Source organism: Variovorax defluvii (genome assembly GCF_039541515.1).
Lineage (GTDB): Bacteria > Pseudomonadota > Gammaproteobacteria > Burkholderiales > Burkholderiaceae_C > Variovorax > Variovorax defluvii.
Map to the genome: position 1 here is coordinate 78,200 of NZ_BAABGJ010000001.1, position 20,705 is coordinate 98,904.

Genomic DNA, 20,705 nt, shown 5'->3' on the forward strand with positions numbered 1-20,705 from the left:
TCAAAGATCCTTCACCAGCGCGGCGGCCTGGCGATAGGCAGGCGAACGCCCAAGATCGTTCCAGGCGAGCGCTGCCGAGCGCGGCAGCAGGCTGCGGCGGCGTGCTTCGCTGAAGGCGTGCGGTGTCCAGCGGCCGTCGCGGCGCGCAGCGGCAAAGCCCTCGAGCACTTCGTCCAGCACCGTGCTGCGTCCGATGCTCTGGTTGCAGAGCAAAGCCAGATCGCAGCCGGCGCCGAGGGCTGCGAGCGCGGCATCGGCGTAGCTCAGCAGTTCGCCCTGGACCTGGCGCGCGGCTTCCATGCTGAGGTCATCGCTGAAGACCACCCCCTCGAAGCCCAGCCGGTCGCGCAAGATCTCCTGCAACCATCTGGTGGAAAAACCGGCCGGGCGAGCATCGACCTTCGAATAGATCACATGCGCCGGCATCACCGCCGCCAGCGTGCCGCCCAGCCAGTCGTAGGGCCGCGCATCTTCCGCGAGGATGGCCTTGAGGCTACGCCGGTCTACCGGAATGGCCACGTGCGAATCGGCGCGCACGAAGCCGTGCCCGGGAAAATGCTTGCCGCAGTTGGCCATGCCTGCCTGCAGCAGGCCATGGGCCAGGCTGCGCGCAAGCATCGCGACCACGCGCGGGTCGCGATGGAAGCTGCGGTCGCCGATCACGCTGCTCTCGCCGTAGTCGAGGTCCAGCACGGGGGTGAAGCTGAAGTCGACACCGCAAGCCCGCAACTCGGCGGCCAGCACGTGGCCGCAGGCCACGGCGGCCTGGGTCGCCCGCATCGGATCGCGCATCCACAGCTCGCCCAGCGTGCGCATGGCGGGCAGGCGCGTGAAGCCGTCGGTGCGGAAGCGCTGCACGCGCCCCCCTTCGTGATCGACACAGATCAGAAGGTCGGGCCGAAGCGCTTTGATCTCGGCGTTGAGCGCACTCATCTGCGCCCGGTCCTGCCAGTTCCGCGCGAAGTGGATCACGCCGCCTACGCTCGGGTCAGCCAGGCGTCGGCGATCGGTCGCGTTCAAGCTCGTACCACCGATGTCGATGATCAGCGGCGCATGCAGATTCTGGGGATCGGTCATGGCTGGCGTTCGACCACGACGAAACTCGCGGCGTAGTCGGTTTCGTCGGTCACCGTCACGTGCACGATCAAGCCCTCGGCCTCGAACCATTGCTTCAGCGCCCCATGGAGCACGATCACCGGTTTGCCGCTGCGCTCGTTGACGATTTCGCACAGCCGCCAGCTCATGGGCATGCGCATGCCCATGCCGACGGCCTTGCTGAAGGCCTCCTTGGCGGAAAAGCGGGTGGCCAGGTAGCGCAGACCGCGCTTCGGCCAGCGGGCACTGCGGGCACGCCAGACGGCGAGCTCTGCATCGCCCAGCACCTTCTGCGCAAAGCGCTCACCCTGGCGCTCGAAGGTAGCGGCAATGCGGCGGATGTCGCAGACGTCGGTGCCGATGCCGTAGATCACCGCGCGCCCGCCTCCAGGATGCAGTGCAGGTAGTCCCGGGTGGCAGCGGCATAGCCGAGTTCCAGCGCATCCGAGATGAAGGCATGGCCGATCGACACTTCGCGCACGTCGGGCACCGCGCGCAGGAAATCCGTGAGGTTGTCGCGGCTGAGGTCATGGCCTGCATTGACCTCGAGGCCGGCGGCCTGGGCTGCCCGGGCTGCCTCGGCGTAGAGGCCGAGGACGGCTTCCGCCTTGGAGGTGCCGCGGGAGGCGGCATAGCCCTCGGTGTAGAGCTCGATGCGGTCCGCGCCGACCGCCTTGACGGCGGCCATCATGTCGGGCTCCGGGTCCATGAAAAGGCTCACGCGCACACCCAGTGCCTTCGCCTCTGCGATGAGCGGCCGCAGGCGGTCGGCGTCGTCGGGGAAGGTCCAGCCGTGGTCGCTGGTGGACTGGGCGACCTCGTCGGGAACGAAGGTGGCCTGGTGCGGGCGCAACTCGCGCACGTAGTCCATCAGGTTGTGGAAGGGATTGCCCTCGATGTTGAACTCGGCCTGGGGCCAGTCCTTGGATAGCAGTTCGGATAGCTCCTGCACGTCCTGCGGGCGGATATGGCGCTCGTCGGGCCGGGGATGCACCGTGATGCCGTGAGCACCGGCGTCCAGGCACAGGGCAGCCGCGAAACGCACGCTGGGGATGCCCAGTGCTCGCGTGTTGCGCACCAGCGCGACCTTGTTGAGGTTGATGGACAGTGAAGTGCTCATAGGGCTTGCAGGTCTCTCATCATCTGGCGTGTGCGCAGGGTGCTCACGCCGCAATGGTAGTGGAGCAGCACGCGCAGTTGGTGGCGCAGCGCGCCGTTCACGCCGGCATTCATCACCGCGACCCGGCGCAGCGTCGCGGCCAGCGGGGCGCGCTCTTCCAGGGTGTGCTGCAGCGCCTGCCATTCGGCGCCCTCGAGAGCAGCCTCGTCCTCGCCGGCCAGGCGCAGCCCGGCCTCCGGGACCAGAACGTAGCGCAACTGCGGTGCCAGCGGCGAGAGCGTCAGCGTCTCGGCGTCGAGTGCGGGCAGCAGGCCGATCTCGCGCAGCAGCAGGAGCTCGAAGGCGCGCAGCGCGGCGGCTTGCGTGGCCGCCTGGGCACCGCCATGGTCGCCTGCCAGCACCTGCACGACCACGGCATAGCCGTCGAACAAGGCCTCGTGCGCATCGTCGCGCGCCAGCAGGCGCAGCAGCAATTCGTTGAGGTAATAGCCGGACAGCAGGGCTTCGCCGGTCGGCATCACGTGGCCACCCATCCACTCGGCGGACTTCAGCGTACGGATCTCGGCATCGCCGCCGTAGGTGAGCTGCAGCGGCTGCAAGGGCAGCAGGACGGGCCTGAAGTTGGAGCTGGGCCGCTTGGCCCCCTTGGCCACCAGGGCGACGCGACCATGATGGCGGGTGAAGGCCTCCAGGATCAGGCTCGACTCGCTCCAGTCATAGTGATGGAGCACATAGGCCGGCTCATGCGAGACGCGCTGGGTGGCCATTCACCAGCGGCCGGGCTCATTCATAGCCGAAGGACCGTACCCGCGCCTCGTCGTCGGCCCAGCCGGAGCGAACCTTGACCCAAAGCTCGATGAACACCTTGGCGCGGGTGAGCTTCTCCAGCTCCTGACGCGTCTCGGTGCCGATGCGCTTGATGCGCTCCCCCTTGTCGCCGATCACCATCGCCTTGTGGCTATCGCGCTCCACCACGATCGTGGCGGCGATGCGCAGCAGGCGCTTCTGGCCCTTGCGGGCAGGCGGCTCCTCCTCGTATTTGTCGATCACCACTGTTGAGGTGTAGGGCAATTCGTCGCCGGTCAAGCGGAAGAGCTTTTCCCGGACCAGTTCGCTGGCGAGAAATTGCTCGCTGCGATCTGTCAGCTCGTCCTCGGCGTACCACCAGGGCTGCTCGGGCAGATATTTCTCGCAGATGCCGAACAGGCGCTCGATGTCCTTGGGATTCTTGGCCGACATCGGCACGAACTCGGCAAAGGCATGCCTGCCCTGCATCTGCTGCAGCCAGGGCGCCAGTTCGCTGCGGCGATGGACGTGGTCGAGCTTGTTGGCGATCAGCACGGTCGGAATGCCGGTGCCCAACAGCTTGAGCACTCGCTCGTCGGCGGCCGTGAAGCTGCCGGCTTCGACGACGAAGAGGATCAGGTCCACATCGGAAACGGCGCCGACCACTGTCTTGTTGAGCGATCGATTGAGCGCGTTGGCATGGAGGGTCTGGAAGCCCGGTGTGTCGACGAAGACGAACTGAGTCGCACCCAGGGTCCGCATGCCGGTGATGCGATGCCGCGTGGTCTGCGCCTTGCGCGAGGTGATGCTGATCTTCTGGCCGACCAGGGCATTGAGCAGCGTCGATTTGCCCACGTTGGGCTTGCCGACGATGGCCACCAGGCCACAGCGCTGCGATGAGGATGTGCCGGGTGCCGCGCCCTCGGCGGGAGGGAGCGGGCCGGATTCGATCGGATTGTTCATGGGGTTGCCTTTGCCGCGCCGCCGCGCATCTTGAGCCGGATCAACATCGCAGCAGCCGCAGCCTGCTCACCGGCGCGGCGCGAGCCGCCGATCCCGCGCTCACAGAGGCCCAGGTCCGGCACCTCGCATTCAACATCGAAAGTCTGCTTATGCGCCGCACCCAGCGTGCCGACCACCCGGTAGACCGGTAACTTCATTTTGTGGCCCTGCAGCCATTCCTGCAATTCGGTCTTCGGGTCCTTGGCCACCGCTTCCATGCGCGGCGTGATGGCGACGGATTGGTAGAGCCGCCGCACCAGCGCCTGCGCCGCTCCGTAGCCGGCATCGAGGTAAACAGCGCCGATGAGCGCCTCCAGAGCATCGGCCAGGATGGACGGCCGGCTCGAGCCGCCCGAACGCGCTTCCCCTTCGCCGAGTCGCAGCAAGGGTGACAGTGCCAGCTTCAGCGCAAGCTGGTGCAGGGTGTCCTGCTTGACCAGATTGGCCCGCACTCGCGACAAGTCGCCCTCGGGCAATTGCGAGAGCTGTTCGTACAGCAGGTGGGCGACCGCGAGGTTGAGCACCGAGTCGCCCAGGAATTCCAGGCGCTCATTGTGGTCGGACGAAAAGCTGCGGTGCGTCAGCGCTCGCTGCAGCAACCGCGGATCCGAAAAGGCGTGTTGCAGGCGCGCCTGCAGCGCGGCGAGATCCGCGCCCGTCACGACCACGACCGGCCCGCTGCCATGAGCTTCATCCTAGCGCGACTGGCCTTCGTACTTGAGCGTGAGGTAAGCCGGGCCGAACAGGTGGATCTCGCGCTGGTAGGCGAACGAAACCACGACCTTGTCGCCCACCTTCTTCACGTCGAGGTCCTTCCCGCTGACCGACTGGAAGTCGTCGATGGCCTGCGCACGATCGAAGATGGCACGCACCTCGGGAACTGTCGTGCCTTCCTTGGCCTTGTTGGCGGCCTTGGTGATTGCCTGGTACTCGATCAGCGTGGGGATGACCTGCGCAACCACGACGCCCACGCACGCAAGCACTGCTGCGACGAACAGCAACCCGATGAAGGAGATGCCGCGCTGGTGCCCCCTGGATTGACTAGCTCTCATGCCCTCTTTCCCTCCAAAACCTGCTTATTGGAACCTGCCGATGCGCTTGAGATCACCGAAATTCATCCAGATGAAGAAGGCCCTGCCGACAATGTTCTTGTCCGGCACGAAACCCCAGTAGCGCGAATCGAGCGAGTTGTCGCGGTTGTCGCCCATCATGAAATAGTGGCCCGGCGGGACCTTGCACACCACGCCTTCGACACTGTAGCGGCAATTTTCCTGGTTCGGGAACGCCATCACCTCGGCCTCCGACAGGCCGGCGCGGCGGCTGTCGTCGTTGAGCAGCAGGTGCTGCTTGCCGCCCAGGTCTTCGGAGTACTGCTTCAGGTAGCGCATGGCTTCCTCGTCGAAGTACTCGGGCACCGCCTGCTTGCTGACCGGCTGGCCGTTGATGGTGAGCTTCTTGTTGAGGTAGGCCACTTCGTCGCCGGGCACGCCGATCACCCGCTTGATGTAGTCCATGCTCGGCTTGGGCGGGTAGCGGAACACCATGACATCGCCCCGCGCCGGCGGTGTGCCCTCGGTGATCTTGGTGTTGATGACCGGCAGGCGCAGGCCGTACGTGAACTTGTTCACCAGGATCAGGTCGCCGGTAAGCAGGGTCGGCATCATGGAGCCGGAGGGGATCTTGAAGGGCTCGACCAAGAAGGAGCGCAGGAGGAATACGGCCAGGATCACTGGGAACAGGCCGGCCGTCCAGTCCAGCCACCACGGCTGCATGAGCAGGCGTTCGCGCACCTTGGGATCCACCGTGTCGACGTGCTGGATGCCCTGGCGCGAGAGTTCGTCGCGCCGCTGGACGAGGGAGGCATCCAGTGCCTCGGCGGCCTTGCGGCGCCGGGGCAGGAAGTGGAAGCGCTCCGCCAGCCAGTACAGACCGGTGACCACGGTGGCCAGGAACAGCAGCAACGCGAAGTTGCCTTCCACCGCTCCGAAATACCAGGCACCGATATAGCCGACGAAAGCCGCGAGGATCAGGGAGGTGAGAAATGCCATCGACGCCGTGGTTCTTAGTCTTCGACCTGCAGGATGGCGAGAAAGGCCTCTTGCGGGACCTCGACCGAGCCGATCTGCTTCATTCTTTTCTTGCCCGCCTTCTGCTTCTCGAGCAGCTTGCGCTTGCGGGTGATGTCGCCGCCGTAGCACTTGGCGAGCACGTTCTTGCGCAGGGCCTTGATTGTCTCACGCGCGATGATGTTGGCCCCGATGGCGGCCTGGATCGCGACATCGAACATCTGGCGGCTGATGATCTCCCGCATCTTGCTCACTACCGCCCGGCCGCGGTACTGGCTCTGGCTGCGGTGCACGATGATCGACAGGGCGTCCACCTTCTCGCCGTTGAGCAAGATGTCGACCTTCACGACATCCGATGCGCGGTATTCCTTGAATTCGTAGTCCATCGAGGCATAACCCCGGCTGACGGATTTCAGCTTGTCGAAGAAGTCCAGCACGATTTCGCCCAGGGGCATCTCGTAGGTCAGCATGACCTGGCGGCCGTGGTAGGACATGTTCATTTGCACGCCGCGCTTCTGGTTGGCCAGCGTCATCACGGCGCCGACGTACTCCTGCGGCATGTAGAGATGGACGGTGACGATCGGCTCGCGGATCTCCGCCATGCGGCCCACGTCTGGCATCTTGGACGGGTTCTCGACCATGATCACTTCGCCGTCGCTCTTCACCACTTGGTAGACCACGCTGGGCGCGGTCGTGATCAGGTCCTGGTCGAACTCGCGCTCCAGACGCTCCTGCACGATCTCCATGTGCAGGAGGCCCAGGAAGCCGCAACGGAAGCCGAAGCCGAGGGCCTGGGAGACCTCGGGCTCGTAGTGCAGAGAGGAATCGTTGAGCTTGAGCTTCTCCAGCGCGTCGCGCAGCGAGTCGTACTCGCTCGCCTCGGTCGGGTAGAGGCCTGCGAACACCTGGGGCTGGATTTCCTTGAAGCCTGGCAATGCCTCCGTGGCGGTCGCAGCCGCGCCCCCGGTGCCCGCCTTGATCCGGGTGACGGTGTCGCCCACCTTGGCAGCTTGCAATTCCTTGATGCCCGCGATGATGTAGCCTACTTCGCCCGCCTCGAGCGATTCGCGCGGTTCGTTTGCGGGCGTGAACACGCCGAGGTTGTCCGCATCGTAGCTCGCGCCCGAGGCCATCATCTTGATGCGGTCGCCCTTCGCCAGGCGGCCATCGACCACGCGCACCAGCATCACCACGCCCACATAAGCATCGAACCAGCTGTCGATGATCATCGCGCGCAGCGCGGCATCCGGATTGCCACGAGGTGACGGCACCTTGGCCACGATCGCCTCGAGGATCTCGTCGATGCCCATGCCGGTCTTCGCCGAGCAAGGAATGGCGTCACCCGCATCGATGCCGATCACGTCCTCGATCTCGGCCTTCGCGTTGTCTGGATCGGCCTGCGGCAAATCCATCTTGTTGAGCACAGGCAGCACTTCCACACCAAGGTCGAGCGCGGTGTAGCAGTTGGCGACAGTCTGTGCTTCGACGCCCTGACTCGCGTCGACGACGAGCAATGCACCTTCGCATGCAGACAGCGAGCGACTCACTTCGTAAGAGAAGTCGACATGGCCAGGCGTGTCGATCAAATTGAGGTTGTAGATCTGCCCATCGCGTGCCTTGTAGTGCAGCGCTGCGGTCTGCGCCTTGATGGTTATCCCACGCTCTCTCTCGATATCCATCGAGTCGAGTACTTGCGCCTCCATCTCTCTCTCCGCGAGACCACCGCAACGTTGAATGATGCGATCTGCAAGCGTCGACTTGCCGTGATCGATGTGCGCGATGATGGAAAAATTTCTGATGTGATTCATCAACGGGAACGCTTAAGTACTTGAATTCGCTTGTACGCAGCGACAGACGGCCAAGAAAAAAGGGCGCGTCCCCAAGAGACGCGCCCTGAACCAACAAGCAATGGCAACTGCAGTAGTTGGAACTTCATTGTAGGCAAAACAGGGGGCGCGTACATCCGGTCCGGGGCCTCGGATCGGTCGTTGCAGGTCAGCAACATGGAACTTATAAACAGCTTATTAACAGACCCGGTGGACCATTTCCTTAACAACTTGTGGGCGATCTGTGGAGGATCGGTGGAACGTGTTCTGACATCTCGCATCGTGGAGGAGCCTCGTGACCTTATGCATCAGCCATCGATCGCAGAAGTCCCATTCTACCGAAACGAGTCATTAGACCTTCCCGAAGTTAGCGATCGCAAACCAATCGATCCTGCTCGAGGACTTGAAAAATTTTTGTGTTGGGGTTGCGCGAACACCAAAAGGCGTTGGAAAAAAGGCCCCAAACCCGACTGCCGGGTGGGGCCACTTGACGCAGTTCGCCGGTTCAACGTGTGGGACGGATCAGGGCGTACTGGGCCCATTCCCCGCGCCGGAATAGAACGCTCACCGGCTTGCTCTTGTCCGCCTTTGCCAGCGCCGATTCGAACTCCTTGACGTTCCCGACCTCGGTGTTATTGATCCCAAGGACGATGTCACCTTCGCGCAAACCGGCACGTGTGGCCGCCTCGGAAGCATCGTCGATCTTCACGCCGCCCTTGAGCTTGAGTTCCTTCTTTTGGGCTTCCGTGAGCTCACTGACGACGAGGCCCAGGGACTTGGCGGCAGCCGATGCCGAGGACTTCGCGGCCGGCTCCTCACGCTCCGCGATGCGCGCAGGCTTGTCGGGCTCGATCTCGGCGATCGTCACTGTCAGGTCGCGCGAACTGCCGCGGCGGAACACGGTGATCGTGCTTCGCGTGCCCGGCTTGGTGTTGCCGACCAGGCGAGGCAAGTCGCTCGGCTTCTCGATGGCCTTGCCGTCGAAGCGAGTGATGATGTCGCCGGGCTCGATGCCGGCCTTCTCGCCCGGCGACCCGGCCTCCACGCCGCGCACCAGCGCGCCCTGCGCCTTGCCCAGCCCGATGGACTCTGCCACGTCCTTGGTGACTTGGTCGATCTGCACACCGATGCGCCCCCGCGACACGCGCCCGTTTGTGCGCAGTTGGTCGCTCACGCGGATCGCCTCGTCGATCGGGATCGAGAAGGAGATGCCCATGAAGCCGCCGGAACGCGAGTAGATTTGGCTGTTGATCCCGACCACCTCGCCGCGCATGTTGATCAGCGGCCCTCCCGAATTGCCCGGGTTGATGGCCACGTCGGTCTGGATGAAGGGGAGGTAATCACCTGTGTCGCGCTGCTTCGCGCTCACGATGCCGGCCGTCACGGTGTTTTCCAGGCCAAAGGGCGAGCCGATGGCCATCACCCATTCGCCGACGCGCAGCTTGGAAATGTCGCCCACTTTGACCGCAGGCAGGCCCGTGGCATCGATCTTCACGACCGCCACGTCGGTGCGCTTGTCGGCACCCACGATCTTGGCCTTGAACTCGCGCTTGTCGACAAGCGTCACCAGCACCTCGGAAGCGCCATCCACCACGTGTGCATTGGTCATCACGTAGCCGTCAGAAGTCAGGATGAAACCTGAACCGACGCCTCGCGGCCGCTCTTCTTCCTGCGGCTGAGGCCGGTTTCGCGGCCCCTGGCGCGGGATGTTCGGAAACTGCTGGCCGAAGAAGCGGCGCAGGAACTCCTGCATCTCCTCATCCATCTCGGCGCTGCCACCGCGCTGCGTCACCTTCTCGATCGTCCGGATATTGACCACCGACGGGCCGACCTGATCGACCAGATCGGTGAAGTCGGGCAAGGCGCGACCCTGTGCATGGGCCGGTCCGACCGGCAGCAGCGACAAGCCGGAGGCGAACATGAAGACGCCGGCCATGAGGAATGAGCGAATCCTGCTCCTTTCGGATATGAACATCATCAGCTTCCTTCGTTGAGGGAGAGAAATGCAACTACAAGGGTGAATATGGCGTCTCACCGCGCACGTACAAGGCTTTGCGCAAACGCATCGAGCGTCTGGGGCGGGACCTCGCCAACCACGGTCAGCCACCAGTCTCCATCCTTGTCCTTCAATCTGCGGCTGAGGGTGTAAGTGGCGCCCAGGGAAAACAAACCTTCCCGGGACTGGCGTTGCGCGTCATAGGGCTCGACGAACAGCGACACCGTGGCAAGACCATCGGAGAAGATCCATTGCATCGTGTGCGCTGTCTTGCCATCGGCCGTGCCGCCCATCGCCCGGCGATAGCAGCTCACTGGACTGAAGCCGGGCACGGGCCTGCGCAGGCCCCACCCTTCCTTGCCCGGCGAGGTACGTTCCAGCTCGGACTTCTCCACCTTGTAGCCAGCGGTGCTGCCCATCATCTGCGCGAGCACGTGCGCCTTGACGGGAGGATCGAGCTGGAGCTCGGAAAATGCGGATTGCTCGAGTACCCGGCTTTCACCATCCACTGTCTGCAGCTTGATCACCAGCCCCGAGCGCCGCTCGCTCCAGACGCGATAGCCGAACCGCAGGCTGTCACGCGGCTCGAGTTGCACCACGTCTGCGTCAAAGCCCGCGACCCGATCCTTGCCGACGACGCGCGCGCTGTAGAGTTCCCCAATGGCGGAGTCGGGTGCCCCGAGCAGGTTGGGGAACAGTTCCAGGTTCTCGCGCTTCTCGCTCTTGACGATCTTGGCCTCGGGCAAGAAGGTCATCACGTGATCGTTGCGTCGAAAGGTCGAGCGCGGCGGGCCGGACAGAACCTCGATGCGCTCCAGCTGAAGGTCACCTTCGCAAACATGCCAGATACGGGCGCTGGACAGGTTGCCGCCAGCGGCAGAGACAACGAAGGTCCCCGCATAGGAGCGTTGCCGGGATGCGGCGTGCATGCGCTGCAGCCACTCGACCACGTTCAGGGTCGGCGTCTCGCCGCCTGCCGTGGCAACGGGATCCTTCTGAGACGGCGCGGAAGCCCGATTCTGGGCAACGACCGCCTGCGTCACACAAAGGGCGGCAACAAGAAGAAGGGCTCCTCGCGCGGAAATCGGCATCGACACAGTCATCGCTGGTGCAGGGGCAGCCGACGCGCCGTCAACGCGACGGACCGTCGAAAGTCGCGTTGCGCAGGAATCCGGAAGGCATCTGCGAAGCGCCGCCGGCCTGCTGGTGCGCCTCAAGAAGCTGGTCCAGGCGCGGGTCGCGCAGCATGACCTGCGGGTTGCCCTTACCCACCACGACCCGCATCGGTGTCAGCATGCGGGGCCCCTGAGATGAAGCGTTCGCAGCGGCCAGGACCGACCCAGCGCTCTGCGACGGCTGCTGCTGGGCCAGCTGCGCCGCGGAAGGCTGAGCGTTGATGCCGCCCACCCAGTTCCAGCCGATCGCCGCTGCGGCCGCCAGGGATGCGGCTCCCGCCACAAGCTTCCAGCGGAAGACCGGCTCGTTGGCGGCTTCCGTGCGGTGCACGACCGGGGGCGCGAACTCCGAGGGGAACGCCGTGGGCCGCGACGGCTCGGCCTCGATTCGTTGCTGGAGTTTCGCCATGAACCTGGAGGTGTCGCTGCAGGCCGAATGGACACCGGACCGCAGGACATCGCCCACCAGATGGTAGGTGCGCCAGGTCGCACGCAAGTCGTTGTCGCTGCAGATCGCGTCGACGACCTGGCCAACATCTTCATCCCGCAGGTGCCCATCGGCCAATGCGGAAATCTGCTCATGGACTGTGCTCGTGTTCTTCATCTCGTTCACCTGCTTACCAACGCTTGCCAGACTGGTTGTCCAGCAGTGGTCTGACCCTTGCCGAAATGGCTTCGCGCGCCCGGAATATCCGCGAACGTACCGTGCCGATCGGACAATTCATGACCTCGGCGATCTCTTCGTAGCTCATGCCTTCAATTTCGCGCAAGGTCACTGCCTGCCGCAGTTCGGCGGGTAGGGCTTCCATTGCAGCCTCGACGGCGGCCGCAATTTCATTGGCGGCCATCACGGACTCGGGCGTCTCGTCGCTGGTTGGTTCGTTTCCCGGTCGGTAAGTTTCATCGTCCTCGTCAGAAGCCGAACGCAGCGCGCTCTCGGTCACGGTCGGGTCGCGCTTCATGTCGACCAACGCCTTCTTGGCGGTGTTCACGGCGATCCGGTACAGCCAGGTGTAAAACTGGGCCTCGCCCCTGAACTGATGGAGGGCGCGATAGGCGCGAATGAAGGTCTCCTGCGCGATGTCCTCGATCAGGTTGACGTCACGCACCATCCGGCCAATGAGCCGCTCGATCCGGCGCTGATACTTGAGGACCAGCAATTCAAAGGCCCGCTGATCGCCCGCGACGGTACGCTGGACCAATTGGTAGTCGACCTCGCCCGCCCTGGCCGCGCCGGCGGGTGCGTCGGGCAGGCCGGTGTCAGGCGGCACGGGCGGTGGAGAGGCGGTCATGAGAGGAGGGAACGCGAGCCGGCCACTGTCGCGGTTTGGGCGAGAGCTGGGGAATGGCCTGCAGGAGCGGGGCGCGAATATACCGCACGGCGCAAAGCCTGCCAGCGCTCCGGCGCGGCGTGGCGGTCTAACCACAACCAGCGGCATGCCCCGTCGGAGAACGTCAGGCGCACAAGCAGCGAAGACTGGACATCCAGGGCCACCTTCGCCGCGGCAGCCTGCGGGCCGGTTGTCCCAGGGATCGACCAACGCGCCCCATCGAAGTGCAGCATCGCGGCGGACTCACGGCGCAAAGAGCTCGTCCGCACAGCCAAGCCTGCCAAGAAAATGCCGAATACCAGCAGTCCGCTGCGCCAATCCACTCCATCGGAGCGCACACTCGCCGCAAGCGCGCAACAGGCGCCACTAGCCCATAGGACCAGCAAAAGTCGGCTCGCGAGGCGCGAGCGCCCCACCGGATAACTCACCGATGGGGCGCCTTGCATGGGTCGAGGAAATTCAAGCGCGCTTGAACACCAGCGTGCCGTTGGTGCCGCCGAAGCCGAAGTTGTTCTTGACCGCGACGTCGATCCTCAGGTCCCGAGCCTCGTTGGCACAATAATCAAGATCGCACTCAGGATCCTGATTGAAAATGTTGATCGTCGGCGGGCTCTTCTGTTGGTGGAGCGCCAACACTGTAAACACCGATTCGATGCCGCCGGCGCCACCGAGCAGGTGCCCGGTCATCGACTTGGTCGAATTCACGACCAACTTCTTTGCCTGTTCGCCGAAAGCCTTCTTGATGGCGTTGGTTTCGTTCAGGTCGCCGAGGGGCGTCGACGTGCCGTGCGCATTCAGGTACTGCACCTGGTCGCCATTGATGCCCGCGTTGATCAATGCCGCCTGCATCGAGCGGCGCGGCCCGTCGATGTCGGGCGCTGTCATGTGGAAAGCGTCAGCGCTCATCCCGAAGCCGGCGACTTCCGCGTAGATCTTCGCCCCACGCGCCTTGGCGCGCTCGTATTCCTCGAGGACCAGTACGCCGGCACCCTCGCCGAGCACGAAACCATCGCGGTCCCGGTCCCATGGACGCGAGGCGGTGGTCGGATCGTCATTGCGGGTCGACAGGGCGCGGGCCGCGGCGAAGCCACCGATGCCCAGCGGAGACACGGTGGACTCTGCACCTCCCGCGATCATGACGTCAGCATCGCCATACTCGATCATCCGGGCCGAGGTTCCAATCGCATGCAGACCGGTGGTGCACGCCGTGACGATCGCGATGTTGGGTCCCTTGAAGCCGTACTTGATCGACACATGGCCGGAGATCATGTTGATGATCGATGCCGGCACAAAAAAGGGCGAGACGCGGCGCGGGCCGCGGTTGCTCAGTTCGGCGTGGGTGGCTTCGATCATCGGCAGTCCGCCGATGCCCGAGCCGATGTTGCAACCGATGCGAACGGCATCTTCCTCGGACAGCGCATCGCCGGTCGGCAGCCCGCTGTCCTGCACCGCCTGGATCGCAGCGGCCAATCCGAGATGAATGAAGCGGTCCATGTGACGCGCCTCTTTCTCGGGGATGTACTCGGTGATGTCGAAGCCCTTGACCTCACCCGCGAACTTGCAAGCAAAAGCACTTGCATCGAAGCTGGTGACAGTGTCGATGCCCGATTTTCCGGCGAGCAGATTGGCCCAGGACTCGGCGACGGTGTTTCCGACCGGGGCAATGCAACCGAGCCCGGTCACAACGACGCGGCGTTTGGTCATGCCGGCAAACCTTTCTGGAAGCACTGAGACCGCCGGGCGGCTGGTGCCACGATGGCAGCCGCAAGCCGGTATGGAAACCCAGCGAGGCCGATATCAGGCCTTTTGATTCTTGGTGGCGTAATCGACGGCGTTCTGGACGGTCGTGATCTTCTCAGCGTCTTCGTCCGGGATCTCGATGCCGAATTCGTCTTCGAGTGCCATCACCAGTTCGACCGTGTCGAGAGAGTCCGCGCCGAGGTCCGCCACGAAAGCCTTTTCATTGGTGACCTGGGACTCTTCAACGCCGAGTTGCTCGGCAATGATTTTCTTGACACGTGCTTCGATATCGCTCATTTGCTTCCCTCTGAGGGTTGTAGGTAATCGATGATTTTAGCCGGCCGGATTGTGGCATCGACCTTCGGGCCGGCGTCCATAGGGTGTGGGGGCTGGGGCTTACATGTACATGCCGCCGTTGACGTGCAGTTCCTGCCCCGTCACATAAGACGCCTGTGGCGATGCAAGGTAGGCGACCGCATGGGCAATGTCGGCCGGTTTGCCCAGGTGTCCCAGCGGAATCTGCGCCAGCAGCGCCTGCTGCTGAGCCTCCGGGAGGCTGGCCGTCATGTCGGTCTCGATGAACCCGGGCGCTACACAGTTGACCGTGATGTTGCGGCTGCCGAGTTCGCGGGCGAGCGCACGGGTCATGCCGGCAACGCCGGCCTTGGCTGCCGCGTAGTTGGCCTGACCGGGATTGCCGGACGCTCCGACCACGCTCGTGATGCTGATGATTCGGCCGTAGCGCTGCTTCATCATCGGCCGGATCGCCGCACGTGACAGACGGAAGACCGCCCTCAGATTGGTGTCGAGCACCGCATCCCAGTCCTCGTCCTTCAGCCGCATCGCCAGCATGTCGCGGGTGATGCCGGCATTGTTGACGAGCACGTGGATCGCCCCATAAGCCTTGACGATCTGGTCGATCAGCCCTTCGACCGACGGGCCGTCGTTCACGTCAAGTGCCATGCCTCGCCCACCGTGCGCCGCCAGTGCTGTCGTGATGCGGTTTGCACCCTCTTCAGTGGTGGCGGTGCCGATCACTTGAAGCCCGCGCTGGGCCAGTTCGAGCGCGATGGCTGCACCAATGCCACGTGAAGCGCCGGTGACCAGGGCAACCTGGCCTTCGAATTTGGGAATGCTCATGGAAAAAAAGTAAAAGTCCCGCTATCAAGCGCCAAGCATTTGCTGGGTTTCTGCGAGCGTGGCGGGGTCATAGACGGAGCCGACGGCGAGTTCCGGCGCAATGCGCTTGGCCATTCCAGCCAGTACCTTGCCGGGCCCGCATTCGATCACGGCCTGGATGCCCCGAGCCTTCAGGGCTTGCACGCACTCGACCCAGCGAACCGGACCAGCCGCCTGGCGCACCAGTGCATCGCGAATGCGCGCCGCATCGGTCTCCACCGCGACGTCGATGTTGTTGAGAACCGGGATCTGCGGCGCGGCAAAGCTCAGCAACGCCAGGCGCTCCCGCAGTGCCTCCGCCGCAGGTCGCATCAGGCTCGAATGGAAAGGCGCGGAGACCGGCAGCGGTAGCGCCCTCTTGGCGCCCCGCGCTTTCAGCACCTCGCAGGCCTTGTCGACCGCCGCCTTGCTGCCGGCGATCACCGTTTGCATCGGATCGTTGAAGTTCACGGCCTCGACGACTTCAGCGCTGCCGACACCGAAACCTGCCGACACTTCGGCGCAGCCAGCCTTGACCCCCTCCGCGTCCATCCCGAGGACCGCGGCCATCGCACCTGCTCCCACAGGCACGGCTTGCTGCATCGCCTGCGCGCGAAAACGCACCAGCGGCGCCGCCTGCGCCAGACTCAGCACACCCGAGGCCACCAGCGCGGAGTACTCACCCAGCGAGTGGCCCGCGACCACCTCCGGCTTCGCGCCACCCTCCGCGAGCCACGCGCGCCAAGCGGCCACGCCAGCGACCAGCATCACCGGCTGCGTATTGGTGGTGAGCGCCAGCGCCTCCTTCGGTCCATCGTGGATCAGGCGCGCGACGTCCTCGTCGAGCGCGTCGGAGGCCTCGCGCAGCGTTTCGGCGACGGCCGGGTGACCGCCCCAGGCGTCGAGCATGCCCACCGCCTGCGAGCCCTGGCCCGGAAATACGAAAGCGAAGGATTTCATTGATTGCGTCTCCGTTGGGCCCCGCCCGCCGCCGCCGGCCGGGCAGCGACACGCAGGACTACATGTTCAATAGCACAGCGCCCCAGGTGAAGCCGCCGCCCACACCTTCCAGCATGAGCGTATCGCCCCTCTTCACCTTGCCTGCACGCACCGCCTCGTCCAGCGCCAGCGGGATGGAGGCCGCCGAGGTGTTGCCGTGTTCGTTGACGGTCACGACCAGTTTGTCGAGCGGCAGCTTCAGCTTACGGGCGGTGCCCTCCATGATGCGGATGTTGGCCTGGTGCGGAATCAGCCAGTCGATGTCGGTATCGACCTTCCCGGCCTTCTTCAGGCAGGCGCGCGCAGCGTCTTCCAACACACGAACGGCCAGCTTGAAAACAGCCTGCCCGTCCATGTGGAGGAGCGGCGTGCCCAGCACCTGTCCGCCCGAGACATGACCGGGCACACAAAGAATGCCGACATGCTTTCCGTCAGCATGGAGGTCACTGGCGAGAATCCCCGGCTCGTCACTTGCTTCGAGCACGACCGCGCCGGCTCCGTCGCCAAAGAGCACGCACGTGGTGCGGTCGTCGAAGTCGAGAATGCGTGAGAACACTTCAGCCCCCACGACCAGCGCGCACTTCGCACTGCCGGTTCGAATCAACGCGTCTGCCACGGTCAACGCGTAGACGAAGCCGCTGCATACGGCCTGCACGTCGAATGCAGGGCAGCCGGCGATGCCGAGCTTGTTCTGAAGAATGGCCGCCGACGACGGAAACACCATGTCGGGCGTCGACGTCGCGACCACGATCAGGTCCACGTCGCTGGCGCGGCGGCCCGCCGCTTCGAGGGCATGCTTCGCAGCCTCCAGGGCGAGATCGCTGCTCGTCATTTCAGGCGCCGCGAAATGCCGGGCACGGATACCGGTGCGCTCAACGATCCACTGGTCGGACGTTTCGATGCCTCGCTGTGCGAGGTCACGCGCGAGTTCGTCGTTGGTCACTCGACGCGGCGGGAGATAGCTGCCGGTGCCGGTGATGCGGGAAAAAGAAGTCATCAAGCGTGGAGTGCCGCGGTGTCCACCGTCGCCGGCTCTTGCCGCGCCAGCAGCGGCGCGGCGTGGGCGATGCGGGCCCGAACGCGGTCGAGCAGGTTGTTGCGAGCGGCATCATAAGCGCGATCAAGGGCATGGCCGAAAGCCACTTCGTCTGCCGAGCCGTGGCTCTTGAAGACCAGCCCGCGCAGACCAAGGAGCGCCGCGCCGTTATAGCGCCGATGATCCAGACGCCCCTTGAGCGCCTTTAGGACCGGATAGGAGACGATTGCAGCAAATTTGCTCCAGATGCCGCTGGAATATTCGGCCCGAAGGAAGTCGACGATCATCGATGCGACGCCTTCGGTGGCCTTGAGTGTCACGTTGCCAACGAATCCGTCGCACACCACGATATCGGTTGTGCCCTTGAAAATGTCGTTCCCTTCAACATTGCCGTAGAAGTTCAAGTCGCCAGAATTGGCTGCTTTTCGGAGTAATTGACTGGCTTTCTTGATAGTCTCGCTGCCCTTGATCGCCTCTTCGCCGACATTGAGCAACCCCACGGCGGGCGACTCGTTCCCGGTGAGCGCCGACACCAGCGCGGATCCCAGTACAGCGAATTGAAGGAGGTCCTCGGCGTCGCAGTCCACGTTGGCGCCGAGGTCCAGTACCGTCGTCGCCCCACCTTTCCTGTTGGGCAGCTGCGGGGCAATGGCCGGCCGATCAATGCCATCCAGGGTTTTGAGCAGGTAACGAGCAATGGCCATCAGCGCCCCGGTATTGCCGGCCGACACTGCCGCCTGTGCCGCACCGTCTTTGACCTGCTGGATGGCGACCCGCATCGAAGAGTCCTTCTTCTTGCGCAGCGCGACTTCGACCGGATCATCCATGCCGACCACCTCGCTGGCCGGAACGACCCGGGCACGGGGATGAGAAAAGTCGGCCAGGGCCGCCGGGCTGCCAACCAGCAACAACGATGCTTCTGTGTGGCGCTCCAGAAAGGCCTCGCACGCCGCCAGCGTGATACGCGGCCCATGATCGCCTCCCATGCAATCGACGGCCAGCGTGATCGCGGAAGACACGGAAACGGGTTCGGAAGGCGTGACCATCAAAACAAAGGCCCGACGCTACGGGGAAAGTAGCTCGGGCCTTCAGCCTTGAAAACGGAAATCAGGCTTCTGACTTGGTCTTGAGCACCTTGCGCCCACGGTAAAAACCGTTGGGGCTGATGTGGTGGCGCAGATGCGTTTCGCCGGTGGTGGGCTCGACCGCCAGGCCGGGCACGCCCAGCGCGTTGTGGGAACGGTGCATGCCGCGCTTGGACGGCGACTTCTTGTTTTGCTGGACAGCCATGGTGGCTCCTGAAAATGTTCGGGTGAGTGGGTAGGCATGCGCTGAGCCACGATGGCTGACGATCTTCGTCGTCGATGAATAGCATCACAAGCGGCGCGCGCGAAGCCCATGATTATAGCCCAATGACCACTCTGGATGCCAGTACGCTGCCGACAGACCTACCCGGACTTGTCGGACCGCAGCTTTTCCAGTGCGGCGAACGGGTTGGGGCGTGCCGCCTCGGCCGCTTCGAAGTCCGGGTCGACCGCCGACAACTGCACCGGCTGCGGGCAGTTGCCATGCCGAGGGGTCACCGGAATTTCCATCAGCAGCTCGTCCTCGATCAAGGCATGCAGATCGAAATCGCGGGTCGCGACCAGCACGTCTTCCTCGGCCTCTTCGTCTTCGGCTGCGGCGGTGTCCTCGTCCGCGACGAAGCGGAACCAACGGTCGACCTGCAAGGGCACGTCGACCGGCAACAGGCAACGCTGGCAGACGAGCGTCAAGGTGGCACCGGCCGTCAGGTGCAGCCACGGCACCGGATGCCCAGCGGGATCATCCCGTGAGGCGCCCGTGGCCTTGAAGCGCACGCGTGCGTCGCCGGCAGGCGCCGCCAGTTCGGCGCTCAGCCGCGCGTAGGTCGAAAGGGCGTCCTCGCCCGACAGCGTCGCCGCCGCTTCCGCAAGACGGCGCACGTCGAGCCGGCCGGCTGTGAATTCTCTGGTCATCGACACCAGTCTAAACCGCTCACGCACAATCACGCCCCATGCAACGGTCCCTGATCCTCGCCTCGACGTCGCGCTATCGCCGCGAACTCCTTCATCGGCTGCGCCTGGCGTTCGATGTCCAGTCGCCGGAGGTGGACGAAACGCCGCTCGCGGGCGAATCGCCCCGTGCCCTGGCCGAAAGGCTGGCGCTCGAGAAGGCCCAGGCGGTCGCACGCCGCTTCCCCGATGCGGTCGTGATCGGCTCCGATCAGGTGGCCGACCTCGGCGGAGAGCCTCTTGGCAAACCCGGCGACCATGCGCGCGCGACCGCGCAATTGCAGCGCATGCGCGGACAGACACTGGTGTTCCAGACCGCCGTCGCCGTGGTCTGCCAGGCCACCGGCTTTGTCCAGCGCGAGCTCGCGCCGGTGCGTGTCGTGTTCCGCCAGTACAGCGACGACGCGATCGAAGCCTATCTGCGGGCCGAAACGCCCTACGACTGTGCCGGCAGTGCCAAGAGTGAGGGTCTCGGCATCGCCATGCTGGACGCCATCGACAGCGACGATCCCACCGCCCTGGTAGGACTGCCGCTGATCCGCACCGCACGAATGCTGCGCGCCGCGGGGATCGATCTTCTGTGACCCGAGGCAAGCTTTACCTGGTACCGGCGCCGCTGGATTTCGGCTGCCATCCCGGTGCTGCGCTGCAGGACGTGCTTCCGTTCGGCACGATCCAGGCTGCGGCGGGCATCACCCATTGGATCTGCGAGAACGCGAAGTCTGCTCGCGCCTACCTCAAGCGCATCGATGGCGTGGTGCCACTCGCCGCCCCCCTCCAGGCCCAGCAGATCCAGGAATTGCCCCGGGAAGTTCACAAGAAGGGGGACCACCAGGCCGGCCAGTTCGACGCACGCCCTCTTTTTGCAGCGGTACTGGAAGGCGCCGACATCGGACTGCTCAGCGAGGCCGGCATGCCGGCAGTCGCCGACCCCGGCGCTTCCGTGGTGCGCGCGGCGCACGACCTGGGCATCGCAGTGATCCCGCTCACCGGCCCGGTGTCGCTGCTGCTCGCACTCGCCGCCAGCGGGCTCAATGGCCAAAATTTCGCCTTTGTCGGCTACCTGCCACAAGACGCTGCGGCCCGTGCGCAGCGTATTCGTGAGCTCGAATCGCTCGCGCTGCGCACGGGCCAGACGCAGCTTTTCATTGAAACCCCTTATCGCAACGCAGCCCTGCTGCAGGCCTTGATGCAGACCCTGCAACACAACACGCGCCTGGCCGTCGCCCGCGGCCTCACGCTGGCCAACGCCGACATCCGCAGCCAATCCGTCAAGGCTTGGCGCGCTCATCCACCGGTCGCCGACGAACGCACGCCCGCCGTGTTCGCGATCGGACGCTGA

23 protein-coding genes are annotated in these 20,705 nt (G+C 64.5%); 2 read left to right on the forward strand and 21 right to left on the reverse strand.

Features of this window, described 5'->3' with window-relative positions:
• The 21 genes from nagZ to ABEA07_RS00495 all read right to left on the reverse strand — a co-directional run bounded on the left by nagZ (nucleotide 1) and on the right by ABEA07_RS00495 (nucleotide 19,327).
• Nucleotides 1–1,077: a beta-N-acetylhexosaminidase gene (gene nagZ, locus ABEA07_RS00395; protein WP_345535147.1), complete on the reverse strand. Its 1,077-nt coding sequence runs from the start codon at nucleotides 1,075–1,077 to the stop codon at nucleotides 1–3.
• Nucleotides 1,074–1,469, reverse strand: coding sequence for a holo-ACP synthase (acpS, locus tag ABEA07_RS00400; protein ID WP_345535148.1), 396 nt, complete (start codon nucleotides 1,467–1,469; stop codon nucleotides 1,074–1,076). The genes nagZ and acpS overlap by 4 nt, the downstream gene beginning before the upstream one ends.
• Entirely contained in the window at nucleotides 1,466–2,215 is a 750-nt protein-coding gene (locus ABEA07_RS00405) for a pyridoxine 5'-phosphate synthase (protein WP_345535149.1), read from the reverse strand. The genes acpS and ABEA07_RS00405 overlap by 4 nt, the downstream gene beginning before the upstream one ends.
• Nucleotides 2,212–2,982 carry a DNA repair protein RecO gene (gene recO / locus ABEA07_RS00410; RefSeq protein ID WP_345535150.1) on the reverse strand — a complete coding sequence of 257 codons (771 nt, stop codon included), beginning with the start codon at nucleotides 2,980–2,982 and terminating at the stop codon, nucleotides 2,212–2,214. The genes ABEA07_RS00405 and recO overlap by 4 nt, the downstream gene beginning before the upstream one ends.
• A gap of 16 nt (nucleotides 2,983–2,998) precedes the next feature.
• Nucleotides 2,999–3,964 (reverse strand): GTPase Era, encoded by a 966-nt coding sequence (gene era / locus ABEA07_RS00415; protein WP_345535152.1) that lies wholly within the window; start codon nucleotides 3,962–3,964, stop codon nucleotides 2,999–3,001.
• Nucleotides 3,961–4,665: a ribonuclease III gene (rnc, locus tag ABEA07_RS00420; RefSeq protein WP_425584054.1), complete on the reverse strand. Its 705-nt coding sequence runs from the start codon at nucleotides 4,663–4,665 to the stop codon at nucleotides 3,961–3,963. Before rnc ends, era begins: the two co-directional genes overlap by 4 nt.
• Before the next feature lie 33 nt (nucleotides 4,666–4,698).
• The gene (locus ABEA07_RS00425; RefSeq protein WP_345535154.1) at nucleotides 4,699–5,055 is read right to left on the reverse strand and encodes a DUF4845 domain-containing protein; all 357 of its coding nucleotides are present in this window, start codon (nucleotides 5,053–5,055) and stop codon (nucleotides 4,699–4,701) included.
• Between the two features lie 24 nt (nucleotides 5,056–5,079).
• The gene (gene lepB, locus ABEA07_RS00430; RefSeq protein WP_345535155.1) at nucleotides 5,080–6,051 is read right to left on the reverse strand and encodes a signal peptidase I; all 972 of its coding nucleotides are present in this window, start codon (nucleotides 6,049–6,051) and stop codon (nucleotides 5,080–5,082) included.
• 14 nt (nucleotides 6,052–6,065) lie between these two features.
• Nucleotides 6,066–7,877: a translation elongation factor 4 gene (gene lepA / locus ABEA07_RS00435; protein WP_345535156.1), complete on the reverse strand. Its 1,812-nt coding sequence runs from the start codon at nucleotides 7,875–7,877 to the stop codon at nucleotides 6,066–6,068.
• Between the two features lie 523 nt (nucleotides 7,878–8,400).
• Nucleotides 8,401–9,831 (reverse strand): DegQ family serine endoprotease, encoded by a 1,431-nt coding sequence (locus ABEA07_RS00440; RefSeq protein ID WP_425584046.1) that lies wholly within the window; start codon nucleotides 9,829–9,831, stop codon nucleotides 8,401–8,403.
• Nucleotides 9,832–9,926: 95 nt separating this feature from the next.
• On the reverse strand, nucleotides 9,927–10,994 hold the full coding sequence (locus ABEA07_RS00445) for a MucB/RseB C-terminal domain-containing protein (RefSeq protein ID WP_425584047.1): 1,068 nt from the start codon (nucleotides 10,992–10,994) through the stop codon (nucleotides 9,927–9,929).
• A gap of 28 nt (nucleotides 10,995–11,022) precedes the next feature.
• Entirely contained in the window at nucleotides 11,023–11,670 is a 648-nt protein-coding gene (locus ABEA07_RS00450; RefSeq protein WP_345535159.1) for a sigma-E factor negative regulatory protein, read from the reverse strand.
• A 13-nt stretch (nucleotides 11,671–11,683) separates the two neighbouring features.
• A complete protein-coding gene (gene rpoE / locus ABEA07_RS00455; protein ID WP_345535160.1) occupies nucleotides 11,684–12,358 on the reverse strand; it encodes an RNA polymerase sigma factor RpoE in 675 nt (224 codons plus the stop codon).
• 498 nt (nucleotides 12,359–12,856) lie between these two features.
• A complete protein-coding gene (gene fabF, locus ABEA07_RS00460; protein WP_345535161.1) occupies nucleotides 12,857–14,101 on the reverse strand; it encodes a beta-ketoacyl-ACP synthase II in 1,245 nt (414 codons plus the stop codon).
• Nucleotides 14,102–14,194: 93 nt separating this feature from the next.
• On the reverse strand, nucleotides 14,195–14,434 hold the full coding sequence (gene acpP, locus ABEA07_RS00465; protein ID WP_007830471.1) for an acyl carrier protein: 240 nt from the start codon (nucleotides 14,432–14,434) through the stop codon (nucleotides 14,195–14,197).
• 99 nt (nucleotides 14,435–14,533) lie between these two features.
• Entirely contained in the window at nucleotides 14,534–15,277 is a 744-nt protein-coding gene (gene fabG / locus ABEA07_RS00470) for a 3-oxoacyl-ACP reductase FabG (RefSeq protein WP_345535162.1), read from the reverse strand.
• Nucleotides 15,278–15,301: 24 nt separating this feature from the next.
• Nucleotides 15,302–16,255, reverse strand: a complete 954-nt coding sequence (gene fabD, locus ABEA07_RS00475) for an ACP S-malonyltransferase (protein ID WP_345535163.1) — start codon at nucleotides 16,253–16,255, stop codon at nucleotides 15,302–15,304.
• A 58-nt stretch (nucleotides 16,256–16,313) separates the two neighbouring features.
• Complete coding sequence (locus tag ABEA07_RS00480; protein WP_345535164.1) at nucleotides 16,314–17,291, reverse strand: beta-ketoacyl-ACP synthase III; 978 nt, start codon at nucleotides 17,289–17,291, stop codon at nucleotides 16,314–16,316.
• A complete protein-coding gene (gene plsX / locus ABEA07_RS00485; RefSeq protein ID WP_425584048.1) occupies nucleotides 17,291–18,376 on the reverse strand; it encodes a phosphate acyltransferase PlsX in 1,086 nt (361 codons plus the stop codon). The genes ABEA07_RS00480 and plsX overlap by 1 nt, the downstream gene beginning before the upstream one ends.
• 61 nt (nucleotides 18,377–18,437) lie before the next feature.
• The gene (gene rpmF, locus ABEA07_RS00490) at nucleotides 18,438–18,620 is read right to left on the reverse strand and encodes a 50S ribosomal protein L32 (RefSeq protein ID WP_068678319.1); all 183 of its coding nucleotides are present in this window, start codon (nucleotides 18,618–18,620) and stop codon (nucleotides 18,438–18,440) included.
• 158 nt (nucleotides 18,621–18,778) lie between these two features.
• Nucleotides 18,779–19,327, reverse strand: coding sequence for a YceD family protein (locus ABEA07_RS00495; RefSeq protein ID WP_345535391.1), 549 nt, complete (start codon nucleotides 19,325–19,327; stop codon nucleotides 18,779–18,781).
• Nucleotides 19,328–19,365: 38 nt separating this feature from the next.
• Here ABEA07_RS00495 and ABEA07_RS00500 point away from each other — a divergent pair, with 38 nt between their 5' ends.
• Both ABEA07_RS00500 and ABEA07_RS00505 read left to right on the forward strand, forming a co-directional pair.
• Nucleotides 19,366–19,947: a Maf family nucleotide pyrophosphatase gene (locus tag ABEA07_RS00500; protein WP_345535166.1), complete on the forward strand. Its 582-nt coding sequence runs from the start codon at nucleotides 19,366–19,368 to the stop codon at nucleotides 19,945–19,947.
• A complete protein-coding gene (locus ABEA07_RS00505) occupies nucleotides 19,944–20,705 on the forward strand; it encodes an SAM-dependent methyltransferase (RefSeq protein WP_345535168.1) in 762 nt (253 codons plus the stop codon). The genes ABEA07_RS00500 and ABEA07_RS00505 overlap by 4 nt, the downstream gene beginning before the upstream one ends.

Bases quoted from the DNA above. Each gene is read 5' to 3' on its own strand.
- nagZ (WP_345535147.1), bottom strand. From the start codon at position 1,077: ATGACCGATCCCCAGAATCTGCATGCGCCGCTGATCATCGACATCGGT.
- ABEA07_RS00405 (WP_345535149.1), bottom strand. From the start codon at position 2,215: ATGAGCACTTCACTGTCCATCAACCTCAACAAGGTCGCGCTGGTGCGC.
- recO (WP_345535150.1), bottom strand. From the start codon at position 2,982: ATGGCCACCCAGCGCGTCTCGCATGAGCCGGCCTATGTGCTCCATCAC.
- era (WP_345535152.1), bottom strand. From the start codon at position 3,964: ATGAACAATCCGATCGAATCCGGCCCGCTCCCTCCCGCCGAGGGCGCG.
- ABEA07_RS00425 (WP_345535154.1), bottom strand. From the start codon at position 5,055: ATGAGAGCTAGTCAATCCAGGGGGCACCAGCGCGGCATCTCCTTCATC.
- lepB (WP_345535155.1), bottom strand. From the start codon at position 6,051: ATGGCATTTCTCACCTCCCTGATCCTCGCGGCTTTCGTCGGCTATATC.
- lepA (WP_345535156.1), bottom strand. From the start codon at position 7,877: ATGAATCACATCAGAAATTTTTCCATCATCGCGCACATCGATCACGGC.
- ABEA07_RS00440 (WP_425584046.1), bottom strand. From the start codon at position 9,831: ATGGCCGGCGTCTTCATGTTCGCCTCCGGCTTGTCGCTGCTGCCGGTC.
- ABEA07_RS00445 (WP_425584047.1), bottom strand. From the start codon at position 10,994: ATGACTGTGTCGATGCCGATTTCCGCGCGAGGAGCCCTTCTTCTTGTT.
- ABEA07_RS00450 (WP_345535159.1), bottom strand. From the start codon at position 11,670: ATGAAGAACACGAGCACAGTCCATGAGCAGATTTCCGCATTGGCCGAT.
- rpoE (WP_345535160.1), bottom strand. From the start codon at position 12,358: ATGACCGCCTCTCCACCGCCCGTGCCGCCTGACACCGGCCTGCCCGAC.
- fabF (WP_345535161.1), bottom strand. From the start codon at position 14,101: ATGACCAAACGCCGCGTCGTTGTGACCGGGCTCGGTTGCATTGCCCCG.
- acpP (WP_007830471.1), bottom strand. From the start codon at position 14,434: ATGAGCGATATCGAAGCACGTGTCAAGAAAATCATTGCCGAGCAACTC.
- fabG (WP_345535162.1), bottom strand. From the start codon at position 15,277: ATGAGCATTCCCAAATTCGAAGGCCAGGTTGCCCTGGTCACCGGCGCT.
- fabD (WP_345535163.1), bottom strand. From the start codon at position 16,255: ATGAAATCCTTCGCTTTCGTATTTCCGGGCCAGGGCTCGCAGGCGGTG.
- ABEA07_RS00480 (WP_345535164.1), bottom strand. From the start codon at position 17,291: ATGACTTCTTTTTCCCGCATCACCGGCACCGGCAGCTATCTCCCGCCG.
- plsX (WP_425584048.1), bottom strand. From the start codon at position 18,376: ATGGTCACGCCTTCCGAACCCGTTTCCGTGTCTTCCGCGATCACGCTG.
- rpmF (WP_068678319.1), bottom strand. From the start codon at position 18,620: ATGGCTGTCCAGCAAAACAAGAAGTCGCCGTCCAAGCGCGGCATGCAC.
- ABEA07_RS00495 (WP_345535391.1), bottom strand. From the start codon at position 19,327: ATGACCAGAGAATTCACAGCCGGCCGGCTCGACGTGCGCCGTCTTGCG.
- ABEA07_RS00500 (WP_345535166.1), top strand. From the start codon at position 19,366: ATGCAACGGTCCCTGATCCTCGCCTCGACGTCGCGCTATCGCCGCGAA.